This window comes from Terrimonas ginsenosidimutans (genome assembly GCF_022012415.1).
GTDB classification, from domain to species: Bacteria; Bacteroidota; Bacteroidia; order Chitinophagales; family Chitinophagaceae; genus Terrimonas_A; species Terrimonas_A ginsenosidimutans.
On record NZ_JAKLTR010000001.1, the window covers coordinates 274,451 to 298,347 of the forward strand.

Annotated in this window: 23 protein-coding genes; 7 read left to right on the forward strand and 16 right to left on the reverse strand. The window is 44.8% G+C overall.

Going from position 1 to position 23,897, the window contains the following annotated elements; all coding sequences use genetic code 11:
• The first annotated feature begins 88 nt into the window (after positions 1-88).
• From LZZ85_RS01100 to LZZ85_RS01125, 6 genes are all read left to right on the forward strand, one after another.
• Positions 89-829 carry a DUF2071 domain-containing protein gene (locus LZZ85_RS01100; RefSeq protein WP_237868075.1) on the forward strand — a complete coding sequence of 247 codons (741 nt, stop codon included), beginning with the start codon at positions 89-91 and terminating at the stop codon, positions 827-829.
• The gene (locus LZZ85_RS01105) at positions 817-1,569 is read left to right on the forward strand and encodes a methyltransferase domain-containing protein (RefSeq protein ID WP_237868076.1); all 753 of its coding nucleotides are present in this window, start codon (positions 817-819) and stop codon (positions 1,567-1,569) included. The genes LZZ85_RS01100 and LZZ85_RS01105 overlap by 13 nt, the downstream gene beginning before the upstream one ends.
• Complete coding sequence (locus LZZ85_RS01110) at positions 1,566-1,970, forward strand: hypothetical protein (protein WP_237868077.1); 405 nt, start codon at positions 1,566-1,568, stop codon at positions 1,968-1,970. The genes LZZ85_RS01105 and LZZ85_RS01110 overlap by 4 nt, the downstream gene beginning before the upstream one ends.
• Positions 1,971-2,174: 204 nt before the next feature.
• The gene (locus LZZ85_RS01115) at positions 2,175-2,420 is read left to right on the forward strand and encodes a hypothetical protein (protein WP_237868078.1); all 246 of its coding nucleotides are present in this window, start codon (positions 2,175-2,177) and stop codon (positions 2,418-2,420) included.
• Complete coding sequence (locus LZZ85_RS01120; protein ID WP_237868079.1) at positions 2,417-3,079, forward strand: UvrD-helicase domain-containing protein; 663 nt, start codon at positions 2,417-2,419, stop codon at positions 3,077-3,079. Before LZZ85_RS01115 ends, LZZ85_RS01120 begins: the two co-directional genes overlap by 4 nt.
• Entirely contained in the window at positions 3,036-4,130 is a 1,095-nt protein-coding gene (locus tag LZZ85_RS01125) for a UvrD-helicase domain-containing protein (protein WP_349291732.1), read from the forward strand. The genes LZZ85_RS01120 and LZZ85_RS01125 overlap by 44 nt, the downstream gene beginning before the upstream one ends.
• A gap of 254 nt (positions 4,131-4,384) precedes the next feature.
• Here the strand turns inward: LZZ85_RS01125 and LZZ85_RS01130 are convergent, their stop codons facing one another.
• From LZZ85_RS01130 to LZZ85_RS01140, 3 genes are all read right to left on the reverse strand, one after another.
• The gene (locus LZZ85_RS01130; protein WP_237868080.1) at positions 4,385-4,975 is read right to left on the reverse strand and encodes a DUF4082 domain-containing protein; all 591 of its coding nucleotides are present in this window, start codon (positions 4,973-4,975) and stop codon (positions 4,385-4,387) included.
• Positions 4,976-5,219: 244 nt separating this feature from the next.
• A complete protein-coding gene (locus LZZ85_RS01135; protein ID WP_237868081.1) occupies positions 5,220-6,578 on the reverse strand; it encodes an acyl-CoA dehydrogenase family protein in 1,359 nt (452 codons plus the stop codon).
• A 114-nt stretch (positions 6,579-6,692) separates the two neighbouring features.
• The gene (locus LZZ85_RS01140) at positions 6,693-7,412 is read right to left on the reverse strand and encodes an SDR family NAD(P)-dependent oxidoreductase (RefSeq protein ID WP_237868082.1); all 720 of its coding nucleotides are present in this window, start codon (positions 7,410-7,412) and stop codon (positions 6,693-6,695) included.
• Positions 7,413-7,589: 177 nt separating this feature from the next.
• On the opposite strand from LZZ85_RS01140, the gene LZZ85_RS01145 reads away from it, so the two are divergent.
• Positions 7,590-9,203, forward strand: a complete 1,614-nt coding sequence (locus LZZ85_RS01145) for a Na+/H+ antiporter (RefSeq protein ID WP_237868083.1) — start codon at positions 7,590-7,592, stop codon at positions 9,201-9,203.
• A gap of 3 nt (positions 9,204-9,206) precedes the next feature.
• Here LZZ85_RS01145 and LZZ85_RS01150 read toward each other — a convergent pair whose 3' ends face one another.
• The 13 genes from LZZ85_RS01150 to nrfD form a co-directional block, all read right to left on the reverse strand.
• Positions 9,207-10,106, reverse strand: coding sequence for a helix-turn-helix domain-containing protein (locus LZZ85_RS01150; RefSeq protein ID WP_237868084.1), 900 nt, complete (start codon positions 10,104-10,106; stop codon positions 9,207-9,209).
• A 1,174-nt stretch (positions 10,107-11,280) separates the two neighbouring features.
• Entirely contained in the window at positions 11,281-11,862 is a 582-nt protein-coding gene (locus LZZ85_RS01155; RefSeq protein ID WP_237868085.1) for a DUF420 domain-containing protein, read from the reverse strand.
• Positions 11,834-12,661, reverse strand: coding sequence for an SCO family protein (locus tag LZZ85_RS01160; RefSeq protein ID WP_237868086.1), 828 nt, complete (start codon positions 12,659-12,661; stop codon positions 11,834-11,836). The genes LZZ85_RS01155 and LZZ85_RS01160 overlap by 29 nt, the downstream gene beginning before the upstream one ends.
• Positions 12,662-13,093: 432 nt before the next feature.
• The gene (locus tag LZZ85_RS01165) at positions 13,094-13,555 is read right to left on the reverse strand and encodes a cytochrome C oxidase subunit IV family protein (protein ID WP_237868087.1); all 462 of its coding nucleotides are present in this window, start codon (positions 13,553-13,555) and stop codon (positions 13,094-13,096) included.
• Positions 13,556-13,687: 132 nt separating this feature from the next.
• Positions 13,688-14,560 (reverse strand): cytochrome c oxidase subunit 3, encoded by an 873-nt coding sequence (locus tag LZZ85_RS01170; RefSeq protein ID WP_237868088.1) that lies wholly within the window; start codon positions 14,558-14,560, stop codon positions 13,688-13,690.
• 108 nt (positions 14,561-14,668) lie between these two features.
• The gene (locus tag LZZ85_RS01175) at positions 14,669-15,244 is read right to left on the reverse strand and encodes a cytochrome c oxidase subunit 3 (RefSeq protein WP_237868089.1); all 576 of its coding nucleotides are present in this window, start codon (positions 15,242-15,244) and stop codon (positions 14,669-14,671) included.
• A gap of 135 nt (positions 15,245-15,379) precedes the next feature.
• Positions 15,380-16,261 (reverse strand): heme o synthase, encoded by an 882-nt coding sequence (cyoE, locus tag LZZ85_RS01180; protein WP_237868090.1) that lies wholly within the window; start codon positions 16,259-16,261, stop codon positions 15,380-15,382.
• A gap of 110 nt (positions 16,262-16,371) precedes the next feature.
• Positions 16,372-18,177, reverse strand: coding sequence for a cytochrome c oxidase subunit I (locus LZZ85_RS01185; protein WP_237868091.1), 1,806 nt, complete (start codon positions 18,175-18,177; stop codon positions 16,372-16,374).
• Between the two features lie 126 nt (positions 18,178-18,303).
• Positions 18,304-19,368 (reverse strand): cytochrome c oxidase subunit II, encoded by a 1,065-nt coding sequence (locus tag LZZ85_RS01190; protein WP_237868092.1) that lies wholly within the window; start codon positions 19,366-19,368, stop codon positions 18,304-18,306.
• Positions 19,369-19,497: 129 nt separating this feature from the next.
• The gene (locus LZZ85_RS01195; protein WP_237868093.1) at positions 19,498-20,745 is read right to left on the reverse strand and encodes a quinol:cytochrome C oxidoreductase; all 1,248 of its coding nucleotides are present in this window, start codon (positions 20,743-20,745) and stop codon (positions 19,498-19,500) included.
• 36 nt (positions 20,746-20,781) lie between these two features.
• Positions 20,782-21,450 (reverse strand): c-type cytochrome, encoded by a 669-nt coding sequence (locus LZZ85_RS01200; RefSeq protein WP_237868094.1) that lies wholly within the window; start codon positions 21,448-21,450, stop codon positions 20,782-20,784.
• Between the two features lie 158 nt (positions 21,451-21,608).
• Positions 21,609-22,196 (reverse strand): DUF3341 domain-containing protein, encoded by a 588-nt coding sequence (locus LZZ85_RS01205; protein ID WP_237868095.1) that lies wholly within the window; start codon positions 22,194-22,196, stop codon positions 21,609-21,611.
• A 142-nt stretch (positions 22,197-22,338) separates the two neighbouring features.
• Positions 22,339-23,796, reverse strand: a complete 1,458-nt coding sequence (nrfD, locus tag LZZ85_RS01210; protein ID WP_237868096.1) for an NrfD/PsrC family molybdoenzyme membrane anchor subunit — start codon at positions 23,794-23,796, stop codon at positions 22,339-22,341.
• Between the last annotated feature and the right edge of the window lie 101 nt (positions 23,797-23,897).

The window sequence follows — 23,897 nt, forward strand, 5'->3', positions numbered from 1 at the left end:
AGTCTTTGGGTTATCTTTCTTTACAGATAAAAACGTATTTTGTAAGAGATCATCCAATTGAAATAAGCAGTGGTTAAACCAGGCCCCTATGTTGCCTTTTCTAAAAAATCATCCTTTTGCTGTTGAAGCATTCTTCGAAAGCTCCATTGTGGTAAGCTTTGCAGTACCAAAAGAAGAGCTTCTGCCTTTATTGCCAGAGTGCCTTGAACCTGATACATTCCAGGAAAAATGGGGGTTTGTAGCACTCGCTATGGTAAAAACGAAAGGCCTTCGGCCGAAAGGATTCCCCGCAATAATGGGAGATGACTTCTTTCTTACCGGTTACCGGATCTTTTCGAGGTATACGACTAATGCTGGCAAACGCTTGCGTGGACTATATATAATCAGATCGGAAACTGACAAGCGGAAGATGCAATTTTTTGGAAATATCTTCACGCATTATCATTATACTACTACTGATATTTCAACCGAACATAAGAACAACACTGTTCTTATCGTTTCTCAAAAATCCGGGCTTCATGTTGAAGTAGATATGGCTAAAGAAATTGTGCCATTGCCCGCTGGCTCTCCATTTTCTGACTGGAAGGAGGCAAGACGTTTTGCCGGTCCGCTGCCATTTACATTCACTTATAATCCCAACAACAGAAAGGTTTTGATCATTGAAGGCGTAAGGGAAAACTGGACGCCCGCCCCAGTGGAATTGAAATCATGGAGATCGGACTTTATACAAAGCCTTTCTTTAAAAGGGGTCGTCCCCGCAAATGCGTTCATCATCCGCAATATTCCCTATCACTGGAAAAAAGGAAAGACCGAATTATGGAAAGGATAAGAATGCCATTTCAGGGAGTTTATAATATTATAAGATTCAACTGGCATTTCTATCTGATTGCGCTGGCAGCGTTGACGGCGTTACTCATCATTTCCAACTCTTTTTCAACACCGGTGCAATTCACTATACGTATACTTTGCATCTTATTGGCCCTGTCTGTTTCTAGTTCTGTATTTGTATCATACTATATTTATGATGCTTCAGGGTTTTATGAAATGAATTGGCTTTCTTCTGCTGATTTGAAAACAGCTAAAGACCTGGTAAATATTCATGCGGGATTTGATGAAACAAGTGCATTAATTCAGGAAAAATTTAAAGACTGCTCTTTACAGGTTTTCGACTTCTACGATCCAAAACAACACACAGAGATCTCCATCCGTCGGGCAAGGGCGGCTTATCCAGCCTATCCCAACACGCAGAATATAAATACAACTCAGGTTCCCCTACCAGACTCTTCTGTCGATGTGGTATTTCTCATTTTTGCCGCTCATGAGATCAGGCAGGAAAAAGAGCGGGTCAATTTTATCAGGGATATATCCCGCACTCTTCGTGCGGACGGGAAGATCATTCTTATAGAACATCTGCGTGATGTACCCAATTTCGCCGCTTTCAATATTGGCTTTTTTCATTTTTATTCAAAGAGAATATGGCTTAAAGTGGTGGAAGATGCGGGATTGGCGAATGTCCAGATCAGACCAATAAACCCTTTTGTAAAACTATTCGTTATATCGAAAGAATGATATTGCACCTTCAAATCACCGGATATCTGCTGATGATCCTGGCGATCGTCCATATTGTGTTTCCCCGTTATTTTAACTGGAAGGAAGAGTTGAAAGATGTAAGTCTGATCAACCGGCAAATGATGTATATCCATACGTTATTTATCGGACTCGTTGTTTTCATGATGGGTGCGCTTTGCGTTAGTTCCGCGGACGATCTGCTTTATACTCCGCTTGGCAATAAGATCTGCCTTGGGCTATGTGCGTTCTGGAGTACCCGGTTCGTAATCCAGTTCATCGGCTATTCTTCCCGGCTTTGGAAAGGAAAACGGTTTGAAACGTCCATGCATATTATATTCAGCATTCTATGGGGATATATCAGCTGGGTATTCCTGATGGGGTGCTGGCGGATGTATGCATAAGGCAGGCAACCGGCTGCGTACTATGCTCCAAGATCGATTGGCGCGCCAACTATTCTCATCCACCGGATACTAGATTCATAAAGAATCACCCGCCAGCTCCTCAAATATAAATTTGCACCCGAGGGAAAAACATTTTTTTGCGTTGTAAAACACGCGGTTTCGCCTTCACGCTATGTTAGTTTTAGACAAACTAAAGCATAGCTTATGAACGACATCCTTCATTACAAAGGTTATTACGCCTCCATCCACTTTAATGCTGATGAGAATACTTTCTATGGGAAGATCCAGGGAATCGCGGAAACGATCCTCTTTGATGCACGATCATTAAAGGAGCTCAAAGCCGTTTTTCTTGAGTCCGTAGAGGAATACATAGACAGCATGAACAGATCCGCCGGATCAACGGAAGAGAACGGAATCAGGCCGGATACCACTAAAGACACAACGTCATGAAGTTTACAGGAGAGCAGCAGCAGATCTTCAGATTTGTAAGTAAGGGCAAGGGCCATGGCATCATTGATGCCGTGGCTGGCGCCGGGAAAACCACCACCATTATGGAATGCGCGCGTTTAGTTGACGATCCATCGTCGGTCCTGTTCTGTGCATTCAATAACAGTATTGCTGGCGAGATCGCTCAGCGGTTCAGGCGTTTGGGGCTGCATGAGGTAACAGTAAGAACAATTCACTCCCTGGGCAGGCAAATATTGACCGACAATAATCTTACCGGTGAATCCTGGAGTCTACGGGATAATAAATACCGGGAATTACTGGAAAGTAAAACTACTTATAAGAAGATCAAACCATTTCTCAAGACGATTTTCCAGATCAACGGCTTTTTACCCGCTGACGTGGATAACAGGAACAATTTCGCGGCAACTAATCTGCTGTTTCGGATCAATACGCGGATACTGGAGATCAATCAGAAATTCAGAGCGACACTGACAGCGAACAATCCAAAGGATATAGAAGAACTGGCCACACATTTTGGTATTTTCTCCAGCTCTGAAGTACGCAGAAAATATTTCGGGGGAAGAGATCAATGCGTACTTCAGGTGCCATCAACAACTACTGGAGGCGGGAAACCTCCTGGCCCTGCAAAAAAAGGTAATTGACTATACAGATATGCTCTATCTGCCGCATGAATGGAAGCTATATCCCGAAAAACGGTATCGGTTCCTGTTCATTGATGAATGCCAGGATCTGTCGAAATCTCAATTTGCCGTGGCCTCAAAGTTTGGAAAGAAAGATGGGCGAATAATGGCAGTGGGCGATCCACAACAATCCATTTATGGATTCACGGGCGCGGATATTCATTCCTTTGACCGGGTAAAAGAATATACAAAGGCATCATTGTTCACACTCACAAGTTGCTTCCGTTGTCCGCAGAATGTTATTCAACTGGCGCAGGAATTACGCCCGGATATGACCGGTTGCAAAGCGGATGCTGGCATTGTCAGCACCATTCAATTTGACGAAGTAGCCAGTACCACTCAACCCGGTGATCTTATTATATCGCGTTTGAGAGCGCCAATGGTGCTGCTTATTTTCAATTTTATCGATAAAAATATCAAAGTCAAAATACATGAAGACGAGGTACGTGAGATCATAAATGAGATCAAAAATATTTTCAAGCAGGAAGAGCTCCTGACACCTGTATCCTCTATGCCCGGCGGATTTGAACGGCTCAAACAAACGGTAAGAAGACGCTGGGACTTTATAATAGAAAAGAATGCCGGACGCATTACACACCATACCGAACGTGAGGTCTATATTAAAACGGAAAAAATGTTCCTGAACAGGAAGCTTGAATTTCTTCATAAAAAATTCATACAATGGGAGATCAGGAATGCGTGTATTAACGATCTTCTTTTAAAGATCAAAGACTATGTTTCCGGAACAGACAATCCGATCAAACTATCAACGATCCACCGCGCTAAGGGATTGGAAAATGATCGAGTCTTTATTCTGAATTATGATGAACTTCCTTACTACAGGCAGCAGCAGAAAGACTGGGAACGGGTGCAGGAAATGAATCTTAAATATGTGGCAGTAACGCGAGCCTTGAAGGAACTGTTCCTGATCGAAAGTAAAAAAACGGATGCTATTGAACAAAATGAAACACTCTTTGATAATCTACCCTTTTATGGAGACGAGATCTTGTAATTTGTCAGGCGTATAGAGATAGGTCGCCTGCAGTTTGGTTAAGATCCTAAATACTTTGCATGGTGTAAGACTTCCGCAGATCTCACATTACATAGATGGCAGGAACAGACCGTCGCTATCTGCGCATCCGATAACACTTTGTATCTGCGTTAAAACGCTTTTGTCAATAGAAAAGATGAGATCTGCGGGAATCTACGCCAGTCAATTTAGCCTTTCGGTTATGGCATCTCACCAGGAGAAAGATGTAAGATGCGTCACTTGATAATGAAGTCGGGGTAACCTGCAACAAAAGATTGATTACCTATCGTCACGGCATCCGGATAAAGAGGAACTGTAGTCAGTTTGCTGTGAAATGCTTCATACACAATATTGCCGGCGGTGAACGGATACAAACTTGCTGTTGAAGATTTTCTTTGGCTGATATAATAAGGCCGCTTAACGCCTTCTGTAACGTTATTAACTGATATCACAAACCGTTGATTCGCCATTGCAGGAATATCAACAATGTCCGCATAAGAAAATCTGTCAGGATAGTTATCGATCATTTCTGACGCCAGTAACTGTTTGGAACCATGGTCCCATAGGGAAACGGTGAATTTACCCGCATAAGGCATTTTACATCCCAGATGTGTGATCTTTCCGGCATTGATCGAATAGAATCGCATTCCCAGTTCAAGTGCGTTAACATTGGCCAGGAGAACGGTATCGACAATTTCAGTATGTTCCAGGAGATTCTCCAGTACTTTTTGTCCTAACGGTTCCTGCTTATTGATCTCCACCTGATCCTTTTTACATGACCACATCAATGGGGTCAGGATGATTGCTATAAGTAGTATCTTTTTCATGATAAGGTTATCTACACTGCAATTCTTTAGTCTTTTGCATCGCAAAGATGTTATCATTCAAAAGAAGCATGAAGTAGTTTTAAGTAAATGGTTTCTTTCACCCTGCAACTTTCCGGATAGCTTTAGTAGATGGGTAAGGCATCGAAGTGCTTAGGTTGGAAACACTTCGGCCCCGGTTGATCCGGGGCCGAAATTAAAAACTTCAACAAAATGAAATTGCTTAACGTGAAATCCAGGCATACTCCTAAACGAAAGCACTCATGCCAGTGATCGCTCTTCCTACGATCAGGGAATTGATCTCCTTCGTTCCTTCATATGAATAGATTGCTTCCGCGTCTGCAACAAATCTTGCAACGTTATGCTCCAGCAGAATACCATTTCCTCCCATCACTTCGCGCGCGCGGCTTACGATGTCTCTTGTTCTTAAAGAGCAAAAAACTTTCGCGAGAGACGCATGTTCGTCTTTTAACAACCCCTGATCCTGCAATTCTGAAAGGCGGAACACAAGGGATTGCATTGCCGTCAGGTTTGAAAGCATTTCGACGAGATGATTTTGTATGAGCTGGAACGACGCGATCGGCTTTCCGAATTGTTTTCTGTTGCGGGTATAATCCAGCGCATTTTCATAAGCGCCACGAGCGGTTCCGACCGCCATCCACGCAACACCAGCGCGGGTCATCTGTAATACACGCGCAGTGTCTTTAAACGATTCAGCATTCTGTAAACGATCTTTTTCTTCTATGAGACAGTTTTTCATCGTGATCAGTCCATTCTGAACTATCCGCAAAGCCATCTTGCCTTTGATCTTTTCCACTTCAAACCCTGGCGTACCTTTTCTGACAAGAAAGCCTTTTACCTGGTTATCGTCAACGTCCCGTGCCCAGATAATAGTAACGTCAGCAAAAGTAGCATTGCCGATCCATTTTTTCTGTCCGTTCAGCAGCCATCCATCAGCCGTTTTCTTTGCCGTGGTGGTCAGGCCTCCCGCCGCGCCAGAACCGACCTCCGGCTCCGTTAGTCCAAACGCCCCGATGATCTTCATCTCATGCATGCCTGGCAACCATTCCTGTTTCTGTTCTTCCGAACCGCACATATAAATTGATCCCATTGACAGTCCACTTTGCACGCCAAAAAACGTAGCGATCGATGCATCGATCCTCGCCATCTCCATAGCGATAATGCCTTCCATAAGAAACGATTTGCCCGGGCAACCATAGCCTTTATACGTAACGCCACAGAGCCCAAGCTCTGCAAATTTTGGAATTACTTCATGAGGGAACTCGTCATGCAGCCAATAATTATTTACAATCGGTTTGATCTCTCTCTCCATGAACTCCCGCACTTTCAATTGAACCGCACGGTCTTCCTCATTCAACCGGAGATGAATTTCATAAAAGTCACCATTAATAGGCGGAAGCACTTTCTCTTTTTTCTCATCCTTCATCATCTTCATCAATGCTTTCAATTGGTTATCGTCCAATTTGGAAAAACTGTTCATCACTTCCTGAAGATCTACTTTTTCAGAAAGCTTGCTGAGCTGGTTGAAATCAATTTTACGAAGAAGATTGAACGTGCTTTTGATCTTAGAGAATGTTCCTGCCATTGGTTAACATTTTAAAGGAAGAATCCTTAAAGTTAGCCAAGAGTTTAAAGAGGTGAAAGAGATAAAAGGTTTTTTTTGGGCAAACTGTTTATTTATCTTTTTCATAATACGCGCTTAAACAGCGAAAAGGACATTAGGCAAAAGAGGATGTGAGACTTCGAGAGGGGCGGCTCCGCCACCGGGAACGGTTCTGAAGTTTTGCATGCACGAAAGGATCTGCCTGATTGCAGACTGATGATCCTCAATCCTGCGTGTCGCACTTGTTTGAATAGTTCTCATGCTGAGGTCTGAAGGAGTGCTGCCTGGCGTCATGATGGTTACATCAATTCCGAAAGATTGCACTTCGACAGCAAGAGATTCCAGGATTGCGATCATTGCCAGTTCCGTTGCACGATAGATGCCAAGACCAGCGCCACTCATTCTGCCTAAAGAGGATAGATTGAAAATATGTCCGGACCGCTGCTCTTTCAAATAGGGCAATGTAGCACGCACAACATTTAGTCCGGAAAAGATATTGACCTCAAAGTTATGACGGATCTCTTCGTCTGAAAGTTCTTCAATATTTCCGGCGATTCCTTCTTTATCCGCATTGATGACAATGTCCAGTCGTCCAAAATGCCGGACTGCATCATAAGCTGCGCGAGAAACGGAATCTTCATCGCAAAGAGCTATTTCGAGCATCAGTAGATTCTTACTACCTGCGTTAGACATTTTGCGCAGCGATTGAATATTTTCAGCAACGGCCGCTACTTTGTGCCCCTGCTTCAGTAATTGCTTTACCAGCGCGAGCCCAAAACCATGACCCGCACCTGTAACAAACCAGATCTTTTCCATGGCCAATTATTTTTTGTTCAAACAAAGTTACTTCGATCAGGGGCGTTTTCTCTTGTACACTTCAAACCAATGATTACAAAATTCAAACAGCTTTTTATAAAAGAAGAGGGGGGCGGCCCGGGAAAGTATTAAGAAGAATGCTGTATTTTTATTCAGTTCATCCAAACTAACCTTAACATGCACGATACTTTCAGTATTTATATTATTCTTTTGCTGGTCATTCTGTTCCTGATCATGCTGGCGCAGAAGCTGAAAGTTTCCTATCCGATCGTGCTGGTGTTGGGCGGACTTGCATTAAGTTTTTTCCCGTGGTTGCCTGAAATAAAGATTGATCCGGATCTCATATTCGTCATTTTTCTTCCTCCTCTTCTATATGAAGCTGCATGGCATACTTCATGGAAAGAGTTTTGGAAATGGCGCCGCGTAATTTCGAGCTTTGCGTTCCTGATCGTCATTCTTACTTCCTGTGTGATCGCCTTCGTATCCAGCAGTCTTATTCCCGGTTTCACTTTAGCATTAGGCTTTTTACTGGGTGGCATCATTTCACCCCCGGATGCAGTTTCCGCAACTTCGATCATGAAGCAGATCAAAGTGCCGCGCAGGCTTGTAACGATCATTGAAGGGGAAAGCCTGTTGAATGATGCAGCGAGTTTGATCGTTTTCCGTTTCGCGATGGCGGCTGTTGATTCTGGTGAGTTTGTTTTTAAAGATGCTGTCTTTAGCTTTTTTGTCGTGATCGTGATGGGTATTGCCACCGGTATAGCGATCGCAATGGTTTTTTACGCGATCCATCGTTGGTTGCCCGTAACAGCAAATATCAATACCCTTTTTACACTTATTGCTCCATATATAATGTATATCGCGGCAGAGCAGATGCACTTTTCCGGTGTGCTGTCCGTCGTAAGCGGAGGGCTGTTTCTTTCGATCAGGAGCCACCGCATCTTTGATCACCGAAGCCGTTTAAGAACGGAGAATGTTTGGTCGGCCCTTAGTTTTGGATTGAATGGTATCGTCTTCATGCTGATCGGTCTTGAGCTGCCGGTGATCATTGCAGAGCTTGGCGACACCAGTCTTTCAGAAGCGATCAAGTACGGATTGATCATTACGGGAGTATTGATCATCGTAAGGTTGCTCTCAACACTTGGCGCATCCGCGTTCACGGTTGTTATAAGCCGATTTATCACCACCGCGGACAACAGACCAGGGTGGCGCGGCCCGTTGATCTTTGGTTGGGCCGGTATGCGAGGAGTAGTTTCACTCGCTGCGGCGCTATCTATCCCGGTTTATCTGACGAACGGACAGGCATTTCCGCAGCGAAACCTGATCCTGTTCATTACATTTATCGTAATACTTGTGACGTTAGTGTTCCAGGGTTTAACACTTCCTGCTTTGGTCAAGTGGCTCAAAGTCGAAGACCGTGACGAAACAATACCAAAGGAAAGGCAGGAATCTATTATTCAGAAAAAACTAGCCGTCGCCGCGCTGAAAGTACTCGACGGGAAATATGCTGATGCCGTAAACAAAGACGAAATTCTTCAAAGCATTAAGCTCAAACATTCTGGTAATGCCCGGTTATTTGAGGGGCGACTGGCCGAGCATTCTATTGATCGCCCGATCACAGACGAAGAATACCGTAAGATCATAGCCGAAGTGGTGCTTGCGCAACGGGAGCTACTTCACCAGCTGAACAGGAAACAGGAAATAGATGAAGAGGTGATCCGGAAATATAACGCGATCCTGGATCTTGAAGAAGAGAACTTCAGCGTCCGCTTCAGCAAGAATGCCGACTAGCCATTAAATCCTGAAAGAAGAAGGCGTATAGGTTGTCTGTTTCTTGAAAAAATTATTGAAATGGGCCGGCTCTTCAAAGCCAAGGCAGTAAGCTATTTCGGAAATGTTCCAGTTCGTATGCCTGAGTAATGCTTTTGCTTCGCTTACCAGCCGCTCAGCGATATGTTCGGTTGTTGTTTTGCCTGTCGTTTCCCTGATTGCCCGGTTGAGGTGATTTACATGCACCGCTAATCTTTCTGCGAAATCACGCGCAGACCTTAATTTGAATTGCTGTGAAGGCGACTCTATCGGGAATTGCCTCTCAAGCATATCCGTAAATACAGCGGTGATTCGGCTGTTAGCATTAGGGTGCTGATACAAGGTTTCGGCTGGTTGCAGCTTCATCGCGTGATGAATGATCTCCATCAGATAATTGCGAAGCAGATCAAATTTATATGCATAATCTGAATTGATCTCTTCCAGCATTTTATCATACACTGCACTTACCTTTTTATCCTGTTCCGCATCCAGCACGTAAGCGGGTTTACCACCAGGCGTGAACATTGGCAGCTCATTGAAGTTGCGGCGCACATTTGCATCAAAAAAAGCATCCTTGAAGATGCAGAAGTAACCATGATAATCTTCAGACATTGATTCGAAAGTATACGGAACATATGGGTTAAAGAACAACAGGGTTGACCCGCTGATTTCGATACTCTTATCCGCATAATGCAGAATACCACCACCGCGTGCAAGACTTACTTTATAAAAGTCGCGCCTTGCATATTTGGGAGGTGCTGTATGCTGCTTCTTGTTTGCCTCCACTTTGAATACATTGAAGTGTCCTATATCTTTTTGCAGGTTATCCGGCAACCATTCACACTTCTGCTTATAAAAGTCTTCAATTGTTTCGGGTTTGGGCATAATAAAAAGGTTTATGATCAGCCACAGTTAACGGCGGGGTTACAATATTGATACAAAAATAAATACGGGAACGGACGGTTCCCTTACGGCAATCAAATCATTCCTTACAAAATTCAAACAAAGGTTGCTGGTATTGGTTTAAACTATTTCTAAAGACATGAAAATCAATGCCCCGCCTGCTCAATAAATTGTTCATTCGCTCATTGTAACAGCGTTATCATTCCGTAGCAGAATACTTTTGCGCCTTCTGACTCCGTACTCCTTGAACTGGTGGAGGGTGCACACTGGTTGATACCGCTGCTCGGAGAATGTTAGAGATCATTGGTGGTGTTGCGTTGTAGTACCCCTGTACGAAATGAAGAGTCTTGTACCGGCAAGCAGCGGCACCACGCGTTCAAGCCACCCGCTTTGTGAGGTGCGGGCACGCAGGTGATCAGATAAGTATTGATCCTATGCTTCTCTTATTACGGGTTAGAACGTAGGGTTGAGTTCCGGCCTGGCGATGCTGTTTTTTCACAGACCAAAGCGCCTGACTTCAATTACGATGAGGGCGTTTCGAGCGGCAAGTTGTACTCAGTTCTTACCGGCCTAACCCTCCTGTTTTTCGTGTTATTTTCCCTCAAGGTTTTGTGTTTTACCCATGGAATCGCTTCGTGTCTGAGCGATATTTACAACGAGATATCTTACTTAGTAGCCTCCGCTTATGGCGGATGGGGGGTGTGGGGGTGTCCGCCATAAGCGGAGGCACTATTTTATATTATTCGAAAACTCGAAACAAAGAAAAATAAAGCGGATGGATAAATAGAAAGATGATAATAAAAGAATTGATATTGACTGGAGGATAAATAAGATCCCCGGGCACCAGTCCGGTTATGTTCGATTGGCAACCGCCTGTCATGTTCAGCGATCTTGATCCCTTCAGTAAAATCATTAACTAATTTGATTACAGAAGAGCAGAAGAAAATTCTCTTCGCCCCCGGGCCGGGATTCGGGGAATTCTGTCCAAATAGTGGAGAGCGCAGGCAAACTGCGGCCGGCACTGCCGGTTACCCCCGCTTGGACTCCTCATTCATTTGGATCCAGTACAATACAACTTCGAACCCTGGAAGATTCATCCACTCGCAACAAGTTCAATGATAACACGCTGGATAACTCCGGCAGCTCACACGTTCTATCAATAATAAGGGCTGATCATAAAATAGATAACCACACCTGTAACGGCTACATACAGCCAGATAGGCCAGGTGATCCTGGCGAGTTTTCGATGGCCCGGCCACTCTCCGATCTGAGCACGATAAGCCGTGTAAAGAATAAAAGGGAGTATAACGCCAGCCAATACAATATGCGGGAAAAGTATGAGCCTGTAGATCGTTCTTGACGAGCCTACTGCTGCTATTTCTGCTGCATCTGCTACTCCATCATGATTTGCATCTCCATATACGGATTCGCCTGCAAGTAAATGGTGACAGATATAGCTAACCAAAAACAGGATAGAAAGTACCATCGCTGTCATCATCAGATTTTTGTGCAACAGATATTGTTTGCTTTTTACAGCAATCAGCGCAACGATAAGCAATACCGATACCAAGGAATTGATCACGGCATTCGCTTTCGCGAAGATGTGCACATCAAAGCCGAGGTCAACCTTTACCTGTACGCGGGAAAGAACTGATACCGCAATAAATACGATCAGCGAAAAGGTGATGATCAGGAAGGACGCCTTTTTATCATTTCGTTTCCACGCTGGTGCTAACATTGTTGTTTCTTTTTTTGATGATGAATATCAGTAAGCCTACGCCGATGATCGCCGCTATAAAGGCAACACCGATGATCTCCAGTTTGCCGGCCAGAAAGCTTTTACGCTTCGGATCCTTTTCCATGTTCAGGAAAATGATATCATTTGATAAACGGGCAAGTTCAGCTTTGTCAAGCCCATGGTAATAGCCACGGACCTGGCGATTTGAGTCGATCAGTACAAAGTAATCTGAATGTACAAAATTGGTATCAATGCCCTGCCCATCAATAGTGCCGAGTTTCATTTCATTGATGGCCATATCGTAGATCGCTTTCCGGTCACCGGTCAGCAACCACCATTGTTCCGGATTGATCTGGAACCGGTCAGCCCATTTCTTTATTTGCTTTACGGAGTCTCTCTCCGGGTCTATGCTGAAAGAAAGGAAGTGCAGAAAATCCGGGGTCTTATCTCCTACCCGTTGGGCATTAGTGATAGAGGTCTGCACCCATTTCATGTTGCGGGTCATTGGCGGGCAAATGGTGGGGCAATGGGTAAAAAAGAAATCGGCAACGATCACTTTACCTCTAAGCTTCTCCCAGGTCACTGAGTCCCCAAGTTGATTCACCAGTGCAAAATCCGCGAGCTTATGCCAGACGGTATCAGTTTCCTGTTTTCCGCGCACCGTTTTGGTGGTCACAGAATCAGGATAATAATGGCGGGGCATGTGGATGGCAGAATCGCTAAAGCCTTTTACAATGAAATAGCAGACGAGCGGCAGAAAGGCCGCGAGAAGAATAGCGTAGAGGGCAGTCTTGTTCAAAACACTTCGTTTTAATGATCAAACATCACACAGAGGTCCGCGGGCGCAAAATTACCCAATTTTAGGGTTAGATGGACAGAAGCAACGGATTTAATTGCACTGTCGTTCAGTCAAGAGATCGTCCTACACTGGCTCGATGGCCGATGACTGATGGCCGATGGCCTAGTGTCGCATTTGGATGGAAGCTATTGCTGCTAATTGGTATAGGGTATTGACACTAGCAGGTATATGTATTTTCGGCCATCGGCCATCGAATGAACTATCGGAAAAATTCTTACCTAAACGATATTGGATTTAATTGACGTGATCATGGCTGTTCTGCTGGCTGGCAACGGCCCGCCGGGCGGCAGCTGCATAGCTTAAGAAGCCTCCCGGGGATAAAAAAAGCACCAATCTTTCGATTGATGCTCTTCCTGTAAATTAGTTCCGTTATTATTGCTTTCCTGGCTTTGGCTCCTCTACTTTATGTTCTTCAGCCTTATGATGACCTTTCGGCATAGTGCTTTCCTTAAAGTGCTTATCATAGTCGTTTCTCAGGTTCTTGTACGAATTACCATCATAAATAAATGCCGCAATAAACCAAATGAACAACAACAGTGGCACAACGATCGTCATGATCATGTTGCGGATCTCATCACCGAGGTGCATAAACACCGCTACGATGTAGTAAGCCTTTGCAATTGTCAGGATACAAACGACACCCTTGAATGCAAGTACTAAAAATGCACTTGGTTCAGGTCCCTTGTGGATATTATAGATGATCAGGCCAATGATCAATTCGATCACAGTGATCACAGAAAGAATTACAGTCGTTCTGATTACCTTCTTTCTGAAGTCCGCATCCGATGTATGGTGCGTGAACGTTACTTCGGGTGATGCTGATTGATGTTCCATCGAAATTCTTTTATTGATAGTTACTTTAATTCGAATTAAAAATTCAAAAGTAAAAAGTAAAAAACTCGAATCGAATCAGACGCTTCACTTCGTACAGTCTGATATTTTGAATTTTTACTTTTTAATTTTTACTTAGATAAGGTAGAAGCACAAGAATACAAATACCCAAACCAGGTCTACGAAGTGCCAGTACAGTCCAGCTTTCTCAATCATCAGGTAGTGGCCTCTTTTAGCAAAAACATCATTTTTAGCCATCAGCAGCATGACGATATTGATCACTACACCTGACAATACGTGGAATCCGTGGAAACCAGTGATGCCGTAGAAGTAGCCACCGAATGCAACTGGTCCTTTCTCACGGATGTGTAATTCCGCGGTGTTGACCATGTTCAACAGCTGATCTTTTGGCAAGCCCAGCAGTTGCTCATGAGACATTGTATTACCATGTTGCTCATGTACAACCTGAGCGATAGATTGAACAGTTGAATTTTTCAGCGCTGCAGTAAGGGTCTCGGCATCCACCAGGTTACCCCATGGGTTAACTGTTGTAGTTTGACCAACCCACTGGATCTGCCCGTCGATCAACGTAGCATGTGTGCCGGTGATCAGGTGATGCCACTCCCATGCCTGGCAGGAAAGGAACGCGATACCACCAACGATGGTCCAGCCGAGCCACTTGATAACAGCCTTTTTATCGTTGTTATGACCTGCATGTACTGCCAGCACCATTGTTACGGAGCTGATGATCAGGATAAAGGTCATAACGCTCACGAATGCCAGCGGCAGATTCGCATGTCCGGCGCCAGGAAAGGCGTTGAACACCACGTTAGGATCGGGCCAGAAGTTTTGGCTGAAGCGGATCGAACCGTAAGAGATCAGGAAAGCACCGAAGGTGAACGCATCACTCATCAGGAAGTACCACATCATCAACTTACCGTATTCGATGTTGAAGGGACTTTTTCCTCCACTCCACCATTTTGTCTGCTGCGTAGCTGTTGTCGCCATGTCAGTTATTTCTATTTAAAAAACCTTATTCAATTAAACTTAAAAAGTCACCCCGCTTAACTGCTGAAAGCCTCCGCAATTCGAAAGCGGGGTTAATTTTTACTTCGCCTAGCCGATGATCAAAAAAAACACCAGCAGGTAAAGCCACAAAATATCTACAAAGTGCCAGTAGGTTGACATCACCTCAACAGGTACTGCACTGTATAATTTGATCTTCCCAAAGAACGCTTTCACAAACATTATCGCCAGCGCAACAATCCCGCCGATCACGTGCAATGCGTGTGCGCCAAATATCACGTAAAGGAACTGTCCGGCACCCGCAGAACCACTGAACTGGATTCCCTGGTCCCACAGCTTGTTAAAGCCGATCCACTGTAAAATAACAAAGAGCGTTCCCAGCACAAAAGTGATCCCCATCAGTAGACGGTACTGGCTCATCTCGCGTTGACGGAATGATCTCAGTGCCATTTGAATGGTGAGACTGCTAACCAGGATCACACCAGTCGACACCCAGAAGATCCCCGGGATCTCGATATCCTTCCAGCCAACCAGGTTGCTTTTTACAATAAAAGCACTGGTCAAACCAGCAAACATCATCAATATGCTGGCTATTGCCACCCACAAGGTAAACTTGTGCGGATGTAATTTTTTCTTTTCTATCTGATTCATCGCTACTGTCTCCATCACACTGATTATCTTAAATTGTTATAGTCTGTTTTTCGAATTCAAAAGTCAAAATTAAAAAGTAAAAAATGCAGCCAGGAGAGACATTTCGTTTCGCAAAACCTGATATTTTGAATTTTACTTTTGACTTTTTACTTAGCTTTTGCTCATTAACAGCGCCAGCAACACAACCGGCAGATAGAGATAACTTCCAAACATCACTTTTCTTGCTGAGCTGACATCCATTTTTACGTAAAGCGTAATGCAACGCATCAGCATAAAAATATTTGCCAGTACTATCAGGACCACGCTGATCAATCCTGTCGTTCCCTCGTAAGTCGTCATCCCGGTGAAGTACGGCATTACTGTTATTGGAAACAACAGCAATGAATAGATCACTGTCTGTAATGCGGTGAACTTCGTTGGCCCTTTATCAGCAGGTAACAATTTGAAACCTGCAGTGCTGTAATCCGTATGTGCGATCCAGGCAATTGCCCAGAAATGGGGAAACTGCCAGAGAAATTGCAAGGCAAACAGAACCCAGCCACCTGTTGACAACTGGTCTTCACCAGCAGTCCAACCGATCAAACAGGGCAGCGCTCCCGGAACAGCTCCCATCAATACCGCCATTGAACTTACTTTCTTCATCGGCGTGTAGATGAATGCATAAAGGAACAAACTGAAAGCCGCCAGACCTGCCGATAACAAATTGAAGAAATAGCCAAGGATGAACACCCCAAGCGCGCCGGTGATAATGGCAAAAGCCCATCCTTCCTGCGGACTCATTCTGCCTGATGCGATCGGACGCTTTCCCGTCCTCTTCATCATAGCATCTGTGTCTCTTTCCACAACCTGGTTAATGGCATTGGCACTTCCCGTCACCAACATCCCACCTGCAAAGAGCAATAACACCCAAACCCACTTTGTCTCATACCTCTCAAAACCCGGCGTCAGCACAAAACTCATCACACTGCTGAATACCACCATTATACTGAGCGAAAGCTTAACTAACTGCAAATAATCCCTAACCTTATTCATTCGCTTCGCTTTACAAGTAAAAAGTAAAAAGTCAAAATTACCCCGCTTAACTGTTGAAAGGTTCCCCAATTGAAAGCGGGGTTAATTTTTACTTTTTAATTTTTAATTTATCAATGCTTGCTTTCATTCGCCCCTATCGGCTCAGTCTGCGGAATAAACTCTCTTCCGTCTTTACCATAATCATAAGGCCAGCGGTGTACTTCAGGGATCTCGCCGGTCCAGTTACCGTGACCAGGCAGGATCGGAGTCGTCCACTCAAGTGTTGTAGCGCCCCATGGATTCGTACTGGTAACTTTTCTTCCTTTGAAAATAGAGTAGAAGAAGTTGAATACGAACATCAGCTGAACAGCGAATACAATTACTGTTACGATCGTGATCATCTGGTCGAGGCTTCCAAACTGGTTGAAAGAAACCCAGATGCTCTTATCCAAGTAACGGCGTGGCATACCTGCAAGACCTTCGTAGTGCATAGGCCAGAAGATCAGGTAAGCACCGATAATCGTTACCCAGAAGTGGAAATAAGCCAGTGTATTGTTCAGATAGCGGCCGAACATCTTCGGGAACCAGTGATAGATACCCGCGAACATACCGAACATAGATGCAACACCCATTACAATGTGGAAGTGCGCAATTACGAACATGGTATCGTGCAGGTGAATATCGATGGTTGAGTTTCCGAGGAAGATACCGGTCAAACCACCAGAGATGAACAAGCTAACGAAACCGATGGCGAAGAGCATCGCAGGTGTGAAGCGGATATTACCTCTCCACAGTGTCGTTAACCAGTTAAATACTTTAATTGCTGAAGGAACCGCGATCAGGAGCGTAAGGAGTACGAATACCGAACCAAGGAACGGATTCAAACCTGTTACGAACATGTGGTGAGCCCATACCAGGAACGCGAGGATCGCGATCGCAAACATGGAACCAAGCATCGCCATATAACCGAAGATCGGTTTGCGGCTGTTAACAGATAATACTTCAGAACACATTCCCATCGCCGGCAGAAGGATGATATATACTTCAGGGTGACCGAGGAACCAGAATAAATGCTGGAACAGGATCGCGCTACCACCTTCATTCGGGAGGATCTGGCCATTCACCACGATGTCACTCAGGAAGAAGCTGGTGCCCAGGTTACGGTCGAACAATAGCAACACCGCGCCTGAAAGAAGTACAGGGAAAGAAAGTACACCCAGTACAGCGGTAAAGAACAGCGCCCAGATCGTGAGCGGCATACGCGTCATACTCATGCCTTTTGTACGCATGTTCAGGATCGTAGAAATATAGTTAAGACCGGCGAGCAGCTGAGACACGATAAAGAGCGCCATACTGATCAGCCAGAGATCCGCACCAAGTTTAGAACCATCACTTGCCTGACCGAGCGCACTGAGTGGAGGATACATCGTCCAACCTCCAGATGCGGGACCTGTTTGAATGAACAGGGAAGAGATCATGATGATACTCGCCATGAAGAAGAACCAGTAAGAAAGCATATTCATCAGCGGAGACGCCATATCCCTTGCTCCGATCTGCAGCGGAATAAGGAAGTTTGAGAACGTACCGGACAAACCTGCTGTCAATACGAAGAACACGAGTACCGTACCGTGCATCGTCACCAACGCATAGTAGAACTCAGGCTGGATCGTACCTCCTTTTGCCCAATGCCCGAAAAATGTTTCGAGGATAGGGAAAGACTGGCCGGGAAAACCGAGTTGTAAACGGAACAGTACAGAAAAGAGACCGCCGATGATCGCCCACACAATACCTGTGATCAAAAACTGCTTACCGATGGTCTTGTGGTCCATCGAGAAGATATATTTTGAAATAAAGGATTGATGGTGATGACCATGATCATCGTGATGAACATCGTGGCCTACCGCTGTGTCGTGATGTACGTGCAATGCTTCGCTCATAATCTTTTATTTGGGTCCGCCCTGGAGCGGGAATGAATCAATTTAATATCAAAATTAAAAATTAACCCCGCTTATCGCCTGAATGAAACTCTCTTTCGAGAGCGGGGAATTTTTACTTTTTAATTTTTACTTCGCCAGCATAGCTACCGGTTCTGGTTTTGTTGTGTCCGCTACTGGCGCCGCTGCCGGTTGTTTTGCTGATGGGTCTTTATCAGGGAAAGCAGCCCAGTATTTCGGTTTCTTGGTTGCCATCCATGCGTCATATTCTGCCTGAGTTTCTACAACGATCTCACCACGCATACTCCAGTGACCTTTACCACACATCTGATCGCAGGAGATCTCGTATACAAAGTTCGGGTTGTTCGTTTCTTCTTTCATCTGCTTGCTGGTCTTTGTCGGCGTGAACCACATGGTGGTTGGCATACCGGGCACAGCGTCCATTTTCATACGGAAGTGAACCAGACCCACATCGTGAATTACATCCTTCGCACCGATCACCATTTTAACTGGCTTGTTCACTATAAGGTGAAGGGGTTCGCCGGCAACATAGATATCATCATGGTTTGCAGGATCATCCCAAATTTGGCCTAAAGGATTGTTATTCGCGTCACTGATTTGTTTGAAATATTTTTTTCCGAGAATATTGTCTTTACCCGGATAGCGGAACTCCCATTTGAACTGGCTGCCTGTTACCTCTACCACCATCGCGTCTTTCGGAGCTTCCCCTGTGATCTTGAACCAGTAGAAGATACCAAAACCCACGAGGATCGTCAGCGTGATTGCAGGAATAACTGTCCAGATCAGCTCCAGCTTATTGTTATGCGGGAAATAAAATGCCTTACGGTTTTCTTTTTCCTGGTATTTGAATGAGAACCAGAATAATGCGATCTGAGTAATGAAGAACACAACCCCTGTAAGCGCAAGCGTGATGTACAGCATCATGTCAATATTCTTTCCATGATCAGACGCAGCTTCTCCGAGGATCTTTCCTTTCAATGTTGCATTGCAATAAAACACACCGATCAAACCGAACACCAGGAATGCAAGCAGCATAAAGGCATTGATCTTATTTGTCTGTTTCCTGGTCTTCTCTTCCCCACGCAGCACAGCTACATATTCACTGGCCTTGGCTATCTGAAACGTAACCAGGAAGCCCAATGCCAAAATCGCTACAATGAAAAAAGTTTGCATATTCTATCGTTCAAAAGTTATTGTTCAAATTCAAGTTTAAGAGTTTAAAGGTTTAATAGTTTAAAAGTTATAGCTGGTCTGTCTCAGGTTGAACATTGAAACTTTTAAACATTAAAACTTTTAAACTTTTTACGTATGGTGTATCAGGCTCTCCTTCATGAATGGGTGGTTCTTCGCAACAAGTGGTGCTTTTGAAAGCGCACGGCCGGTTGCAAACATGATGACACCAACAAAGCCTAACGCGATACCCAGGTCATAAAGAATATTCGGAACATGTGTTACACCAGTTTTAGGATCAGTCATCGGGCTTGGGAACACCATCTGGAAGAAATCCAGCCAGTGACCAAACAGGATCAATACCGCCATGATCGAAATAACTGCATAGTTTCTTTTTGAATCACGGCTCATCAGGATCAGGATCGGAGCGATAAAGTTGATGATGAACATTAACCAGAATACCCCGCTGAATTCGCCCTGAGCCCTTGGTTTGAAGTATACAGTTTCTTCAGGAATGTTAGCGTACCAGATCAACATAAATTGAGAGAACCAGAGATACGTCCAGAAGATCGAGAACGCAAACATGAATTTACCGATATCATGCAGGTGCTCTGTATTTGTATGCTCGAGATAACCGTTGTTCTTCAGGAACACAACAAACAGCGCGATCAATGCCATACCCGCAACAAATGTGCTGGCGAATGTATACCAGCTGTACATGGTGCTATACCAGTGTGCATCGATACTCATCAGCCACAACCATGGAATAGAAGACATGACAGTCAGTGCAAACACGATCATGAACAAAGCCGCCCAGATTGTATTGTTCCACATGTATTTCTTTCTTCCTTCAACAGTTGGGATCGGGTTTTCATCCAGGCTGCGTGAAAGTTTTCTCATTTTCCAGCCGAGGAGTGACCAGAGAACGATTGTCAGCACAGTCACTGTTGCAAAGAACCCTTTATTCAAAAATCCTTTCTTATGGTCGAGTGTTGGATCGTGAGCTACGTGAGCTGAATCTGTCCAGTGGTAGATCTCATGATTGCTGCTGAAGCAGATGGACAGGAGGATCGCACCTGCGATCACACCAACTACGGGCACGCAGGCAGAAATTGCTTCCGGCACGCGGCGGAAAGCCATTTGCCAGCCACCCCAGGCCAGTGTCGTAGCACAGATGAAGAACATAGCCGCGTTCACAACCAGCAGGAAGTATACGCTGTTCTGTAATAAACTGCCCCAGAACCTTGCCTGCTGGTGCGGATCATCTTTTGATCCCGCAGTGATATACAAAGTAATCGTAGACAGGATACCGATAGCGATCAATGCGATTGCTATAGTATTATATCTCTTAGGCGCTACAAAATTTTCCCTGTTTGCCATCAGTGTTCTTTTATAAAATTCTTTCAATCAGTGATCTTACTTAGTTGCTGCTTTAGCGGTAGTGTCTGCTGCTGCAGTTTGTGGAGCTTTTGCTCCTGTTGAATCAGATTTCGCAGTGGCTGCTGCGCTTCCTCCACCTTGTTTTGCTTTGATATAAGCCGCCACCATCCAGCGTTGTTTGGTAGTAAGCTGAGAAGCATAGCTTCCCATTTGCCCCTTTCCATAAGTAGCTACGTGATAGATAGTACCGATAGAAGTTCCCTTCATATCATCACCCATCAGGTTTTTCGGAGCAACTGGATAAGGGCCATTACCATCTTTCCAGAGTGGTCCCTGACCATCAAGCTTGGCGCCGTGACAGATCCCGCAATTGATCAGGTAAAGTCTTTCAGCTTCTTTCTGATCAACATCTGTTACAGGATTTACCAGCGCGGCAGACGTTGCGTAAGCACCTGCTGTATCCTTCAGCAGCTTATAACCAGTCAATTCACCACGTGCCACAGTTCCCGGAACCGGACCGCCATGAAATGAAGGCTCGCTTTCTGCACCAGACGCATTCAGCCTGTCCTGTACAGGAGCATATGTTTCATACGCTCTGCTGTAAGTCATATCTGGCATATACGCGCGTCCGGGATTACGGTCGCTACAGCTCACAGCAAGTACTGTAACCGCTACACATCCACCTATGATCAAGAATTTTTTCATCCTATATGTTATTTCCGTTTTAGCCAGTGGCTAATATGATTGTTATACTCTGATTCTCGTTTTGTTTAAAAGTTTCAAGGTTTAATAGTTTAAAAGTTGGCCTTGATGTCTGGAAAACTTTAAACTTTTCAACTATTAAACTTTTAAACTCTTCTCGTCTACGCTGCTTCGATCTTCTTACCGTACTTAACCGTATCCTGATCGTAGCGGCCAAGCCACCAACCGGTTTCGCGGTATTGTACAGACACTTCCGTTGCACCAACGCTATTCAGGAATGCTACTGCGTCAGCTTCATTTGTTTTGTCGGTGCACTCGATCGCCATTACAAATGTGTCATCAGTTGAACGGGGATTGAAGTGGTCTTTCTTGATGAAAGGAGCCAGTTGACACAGCCAGCAGAATGTAAGTACCATGCCCACCGCCGCAAACAGTACCGTCAGCTCAAATGTGATAGGAATCCACGCTGGCAAAGAGAAGAACGGTTTACCACCGAAGTTTACCTGCCAGTCGATCGTCAGCGCCCATGTGATAAAGCTTACCGCAGTAGTCGTTCCGGTAATACCGTAAATGAACCCTGCCACGTGCAAACTGGTATCCTTCAGGCCCATTGCCTTATCCAGACCATGGATAGGGAATGGTGTGAATACGTCATGGATCTTATAACCGGCACGGCGAACCTTTTTCACTGCTGGAAAAAGTACGTTCTCGTCATAAAAGTTGCCTACCACGAATTTTTTAACTCCCATAAGTATTAATTCAAAAGTTACCCCGCTTAGATTTTGAGTCCTAACTCTCCAGTCAGGCGGGGTTATTTTTTTCTTTTATTTCTTTTTGATGTCGCAAGTAAAAACGCTCTTTTTTCAATTTTTACTTTTGACTTTTACTTCACTAGTGATGATCGTCGTGATGAACATTGTCATGCGCAAACTCATCATAGTTCTGTCCTTCTTCTTTGTTGTATCCTTCTTTCCAGTTGTCTCCGTTCTTCTTCAGGATATGCTTGATCTCAGCGATCGCGATAACCGGGAAGAATTTCGAGAAGAGGAAGTAACAAACAAAGAACAATCCGAAGGTACCCATGTAGAACCCGATCTCCCAGATTGTCGGAGTATAGTAAGTACTCCAGGAAGAAGGCAGGTAGTCACGGTAAAGAGAAGTAACGATGATCACAAAACGTTCGAACCACATACCGATGTTCACCAGGATACTCATGAAGAACGTCAGCAGCAGGTTGCGGCGGAGTTTCTTAGACCAGAATACCTGTGGAGAAAGTACGTTACAACCCATCATGATCCAGTAGCTCCATCCATAAGGGCTGCTCAGGTTAACACGGTTCTCTTTGAACGCAAACCACTCATAACCTACGTGTGAGTACCAAGCCATGAAGAGCTCCGTGAGGTATGCGATACCTACGATAGAACCCGTCAACACGATAACCTTGTTCATTACCTCGATATGCTCGATTGTGATATAGTCTTTAAGTCCAAGAACTTTACGTGTGATCAGCAGAAGCGTTTGTACCATCGCGAAGCCAGAGAATACCGCACCCGCAACGAAGTACGGAGGGAAGATGGTCGTGTGCCATCCCGGGATCACTGAAGTGGCGAAGTCAAATGATACGATCGTGTGTACAGAAAGTACGAGTGGTGTACTCAAACCGGCAAGTACAAGTGAAAGTGCCTCATGTCTCTGCCAGTGCTTTGTAGAACCAGTCCAACCGAACGCTGCCAGACCATAGAACATCTTTCTCCATTTCAGTTTTGCACGGTCACGAAGTGTAGCCAGATCAGGCAACAGACCAGAGTACCAGAACAACAATGAAACAGTGAAGTATGTAGAGATCGCGAATACGTCCCAGAGAAGTGGAGAGTTGAAGTTTACCCAGAGCGGTCCGCGTGTGTTAGGATAAGGCAGTACGAAGAAGGCATCCCAAACACGACCCATGTGCCAGATCGGGAACTGACCCGCACACATTACCGCGAAGATCGTCATCGCTTCCGCCGCACGGTTCACACCTGTTCTCCAACCCTGACGGAACAGCAGAAGGATCGCAGAGATCAGCGTACCCGCGTGACCAATACCTACCCACCATACGAAGTTGGTGATATCCCATCCCCAACCGATCGTCTTGTTCAGGTTCCACTGACCTGTACCATAAATTACCTCAACGACGATGGAAACAACACCAAATAACAACAAGGCAACTGAGATGATAAAACCAATCCACCATGCTTTGGTCGGCTTGGCTTCCACCGGAGCGCAAATATCCTCCGTTACCTGATGATAATCTTTAGATCCATCTACAATCGGCGGTCTGACCTGTGATTCGTATCTGAGTAATGACATATTAAATCGCTTTTAGCTTTGCCCTTCGCGGAGGCCAGCTTTTTATTTTTATGTTGTCAAACTTTTCTTCTATCCTATTGTTCTATTCCTTAAATCGCCCT

Bases quoted from the DNA above. Each gene is read 5' to 3' on its own strand.
- LZZ85_RS01100 (WP_237868075.1), top strand. From the start codon at position 89: ATGTTGCCTTTTCTAAAAAATCATCCTTTTGCTGTTGAAGCATTCTTC.
- LZZ85_RS01105 (WP_237868076.1), top strand. From the start codon at position 817: ATGGAAAGGATAAGAATGCCATTTCAGGGAGTTTATAATATTATAAGA.
- LZZ85_RS01110 (WP_237868077.1), top strand. From the start codon at position 1,566: ATGATATTGCACCTTCAAATCACCGGATATCTGCTGATGATCCTGGCG.
- LZZ85_RS01115 (WP_237868078.1), top strand. From the start codon at position 2,175: ATGAACGACATCCTTCATTACAAAGGTTATTACGCCTCCATCCACTTT.
- LZZ85_RS01120 (WP_237868079.1), top strand. From the start codon at position 2,417: ATGAAGTTTACAGGAGAGCAGCAGCAGATCTTCAGATTTGTAAGTAAG.
- LZZ85_RS01130 (WP_237868080.1), bottom strand. From the start codon at position 4,975: ATGAAAAAGATACTACTTATAGCAATCATCCTGACCCCATTGATGTGG.
- LZZ85_RS01135 (WP_237868081.1), bottom strand. From the start codon at position 6,578: ATGGCAGGAACATTCTCTAAGATCAAAAGCACGTTCAATCTTCTTCGT.
- LZZ85_RS01140 (WP_237868082.1), bottom strand. From the start codon at position 7,412: ATGGAAAAGATCTGGTTTGTTACAGGTGCGGGTCATGGTTTTGGGCTC.
- LZZ85_RS01145 (WP_237868083.1), top strand. From the start codon at position 7,590: ATGCACGATACTTTCAGTATTTATATTATTCTTTTGCTGGTCATTCTG.
- LZZ85_RS01150 (WP_237868084.1), bottom strand. From the start codon at position 10,106: ATGCCCAAACCCGAAACAATTGAAGACTTTTATAAGCAGAAGTGTGAA.
- LZZ85_RS01155 (WP_237868085.1), bottom strand. From the start codon at position 11,862: ATGTTAGCACCAGCGTGGAAACGAAATGATAAAAAGGCGTCCTTCCTG.
- LZZ85_RS01165 (WP_237868087.1), bottom strand. From the start codon at position 13,555: ATGGAACATCAATCAGCATCACCCGAAGTAACGTTCACGCACCATACA.
- LZZ85_RS01170 (WP_237868088.1), bottom strand. From the start codon at position 14,560: ATGGCGACAACAGCTACGCAGCAGACAAAATGGTGGAGTGGAGGAAAA.
- LZZ85_RS01175 (WP_237868089.1), bottom strand. From the start codon at position 15,244: ATGGAGACAGTAGCGATGAATCAGATAGAAAAGAAAAAATTACATCCG.
- cyoE (WP_237868090.1), bottom strand. From the start codon at position 16,261: ATGAATAAGGTTAGGGATTATTTGCAGTTAGTTAAGCTTTCGCTCAGT.
- LZZ85_RS01185 (WP_237868091.1), bottom strand. From the start codon at position 18,177: ATGAGCGAAGCATTGCACGTACATCACGACACAGCGGTAGGCCACGAT.
- LZZ85_RS01190 (WP_237868092.1), bottom strand. From the start codon at position 19,368: ATGCAAACTTTTTTCATTGTAGCGATTTTGGCATTGGGCTTCCTGGTT.
- LZZ85_RS01195 (WP_237868093.1), bottom strand. From the start codon at position 20,745: ATGGCAAACAGGGAAAATTTTGTAGCGCCTAAGAGATATAATACTATA.
- LZZ85_RS01200 (WP_237868094.1), bottom strand. From the start codon at position 21,450: ATGAAAAAATTCTTGATCATAGGTGGATGTGTAGCGGTTACAGTACTT.
- LZZ85_RS01205 (WP_237868095.1), bottom strand. From the start codon at position 22,196: ATGGGAGTTAAAAAATTCGTGGTAGGCAACTTTTATGACGAGAACGTA.
- nrfD (WP_237868096.1), bottom strand. From the start codon at position 23,796: ATGTCATTACTCAGATACGAATCACAGGTCAGACCGCCGATTGTAGAT.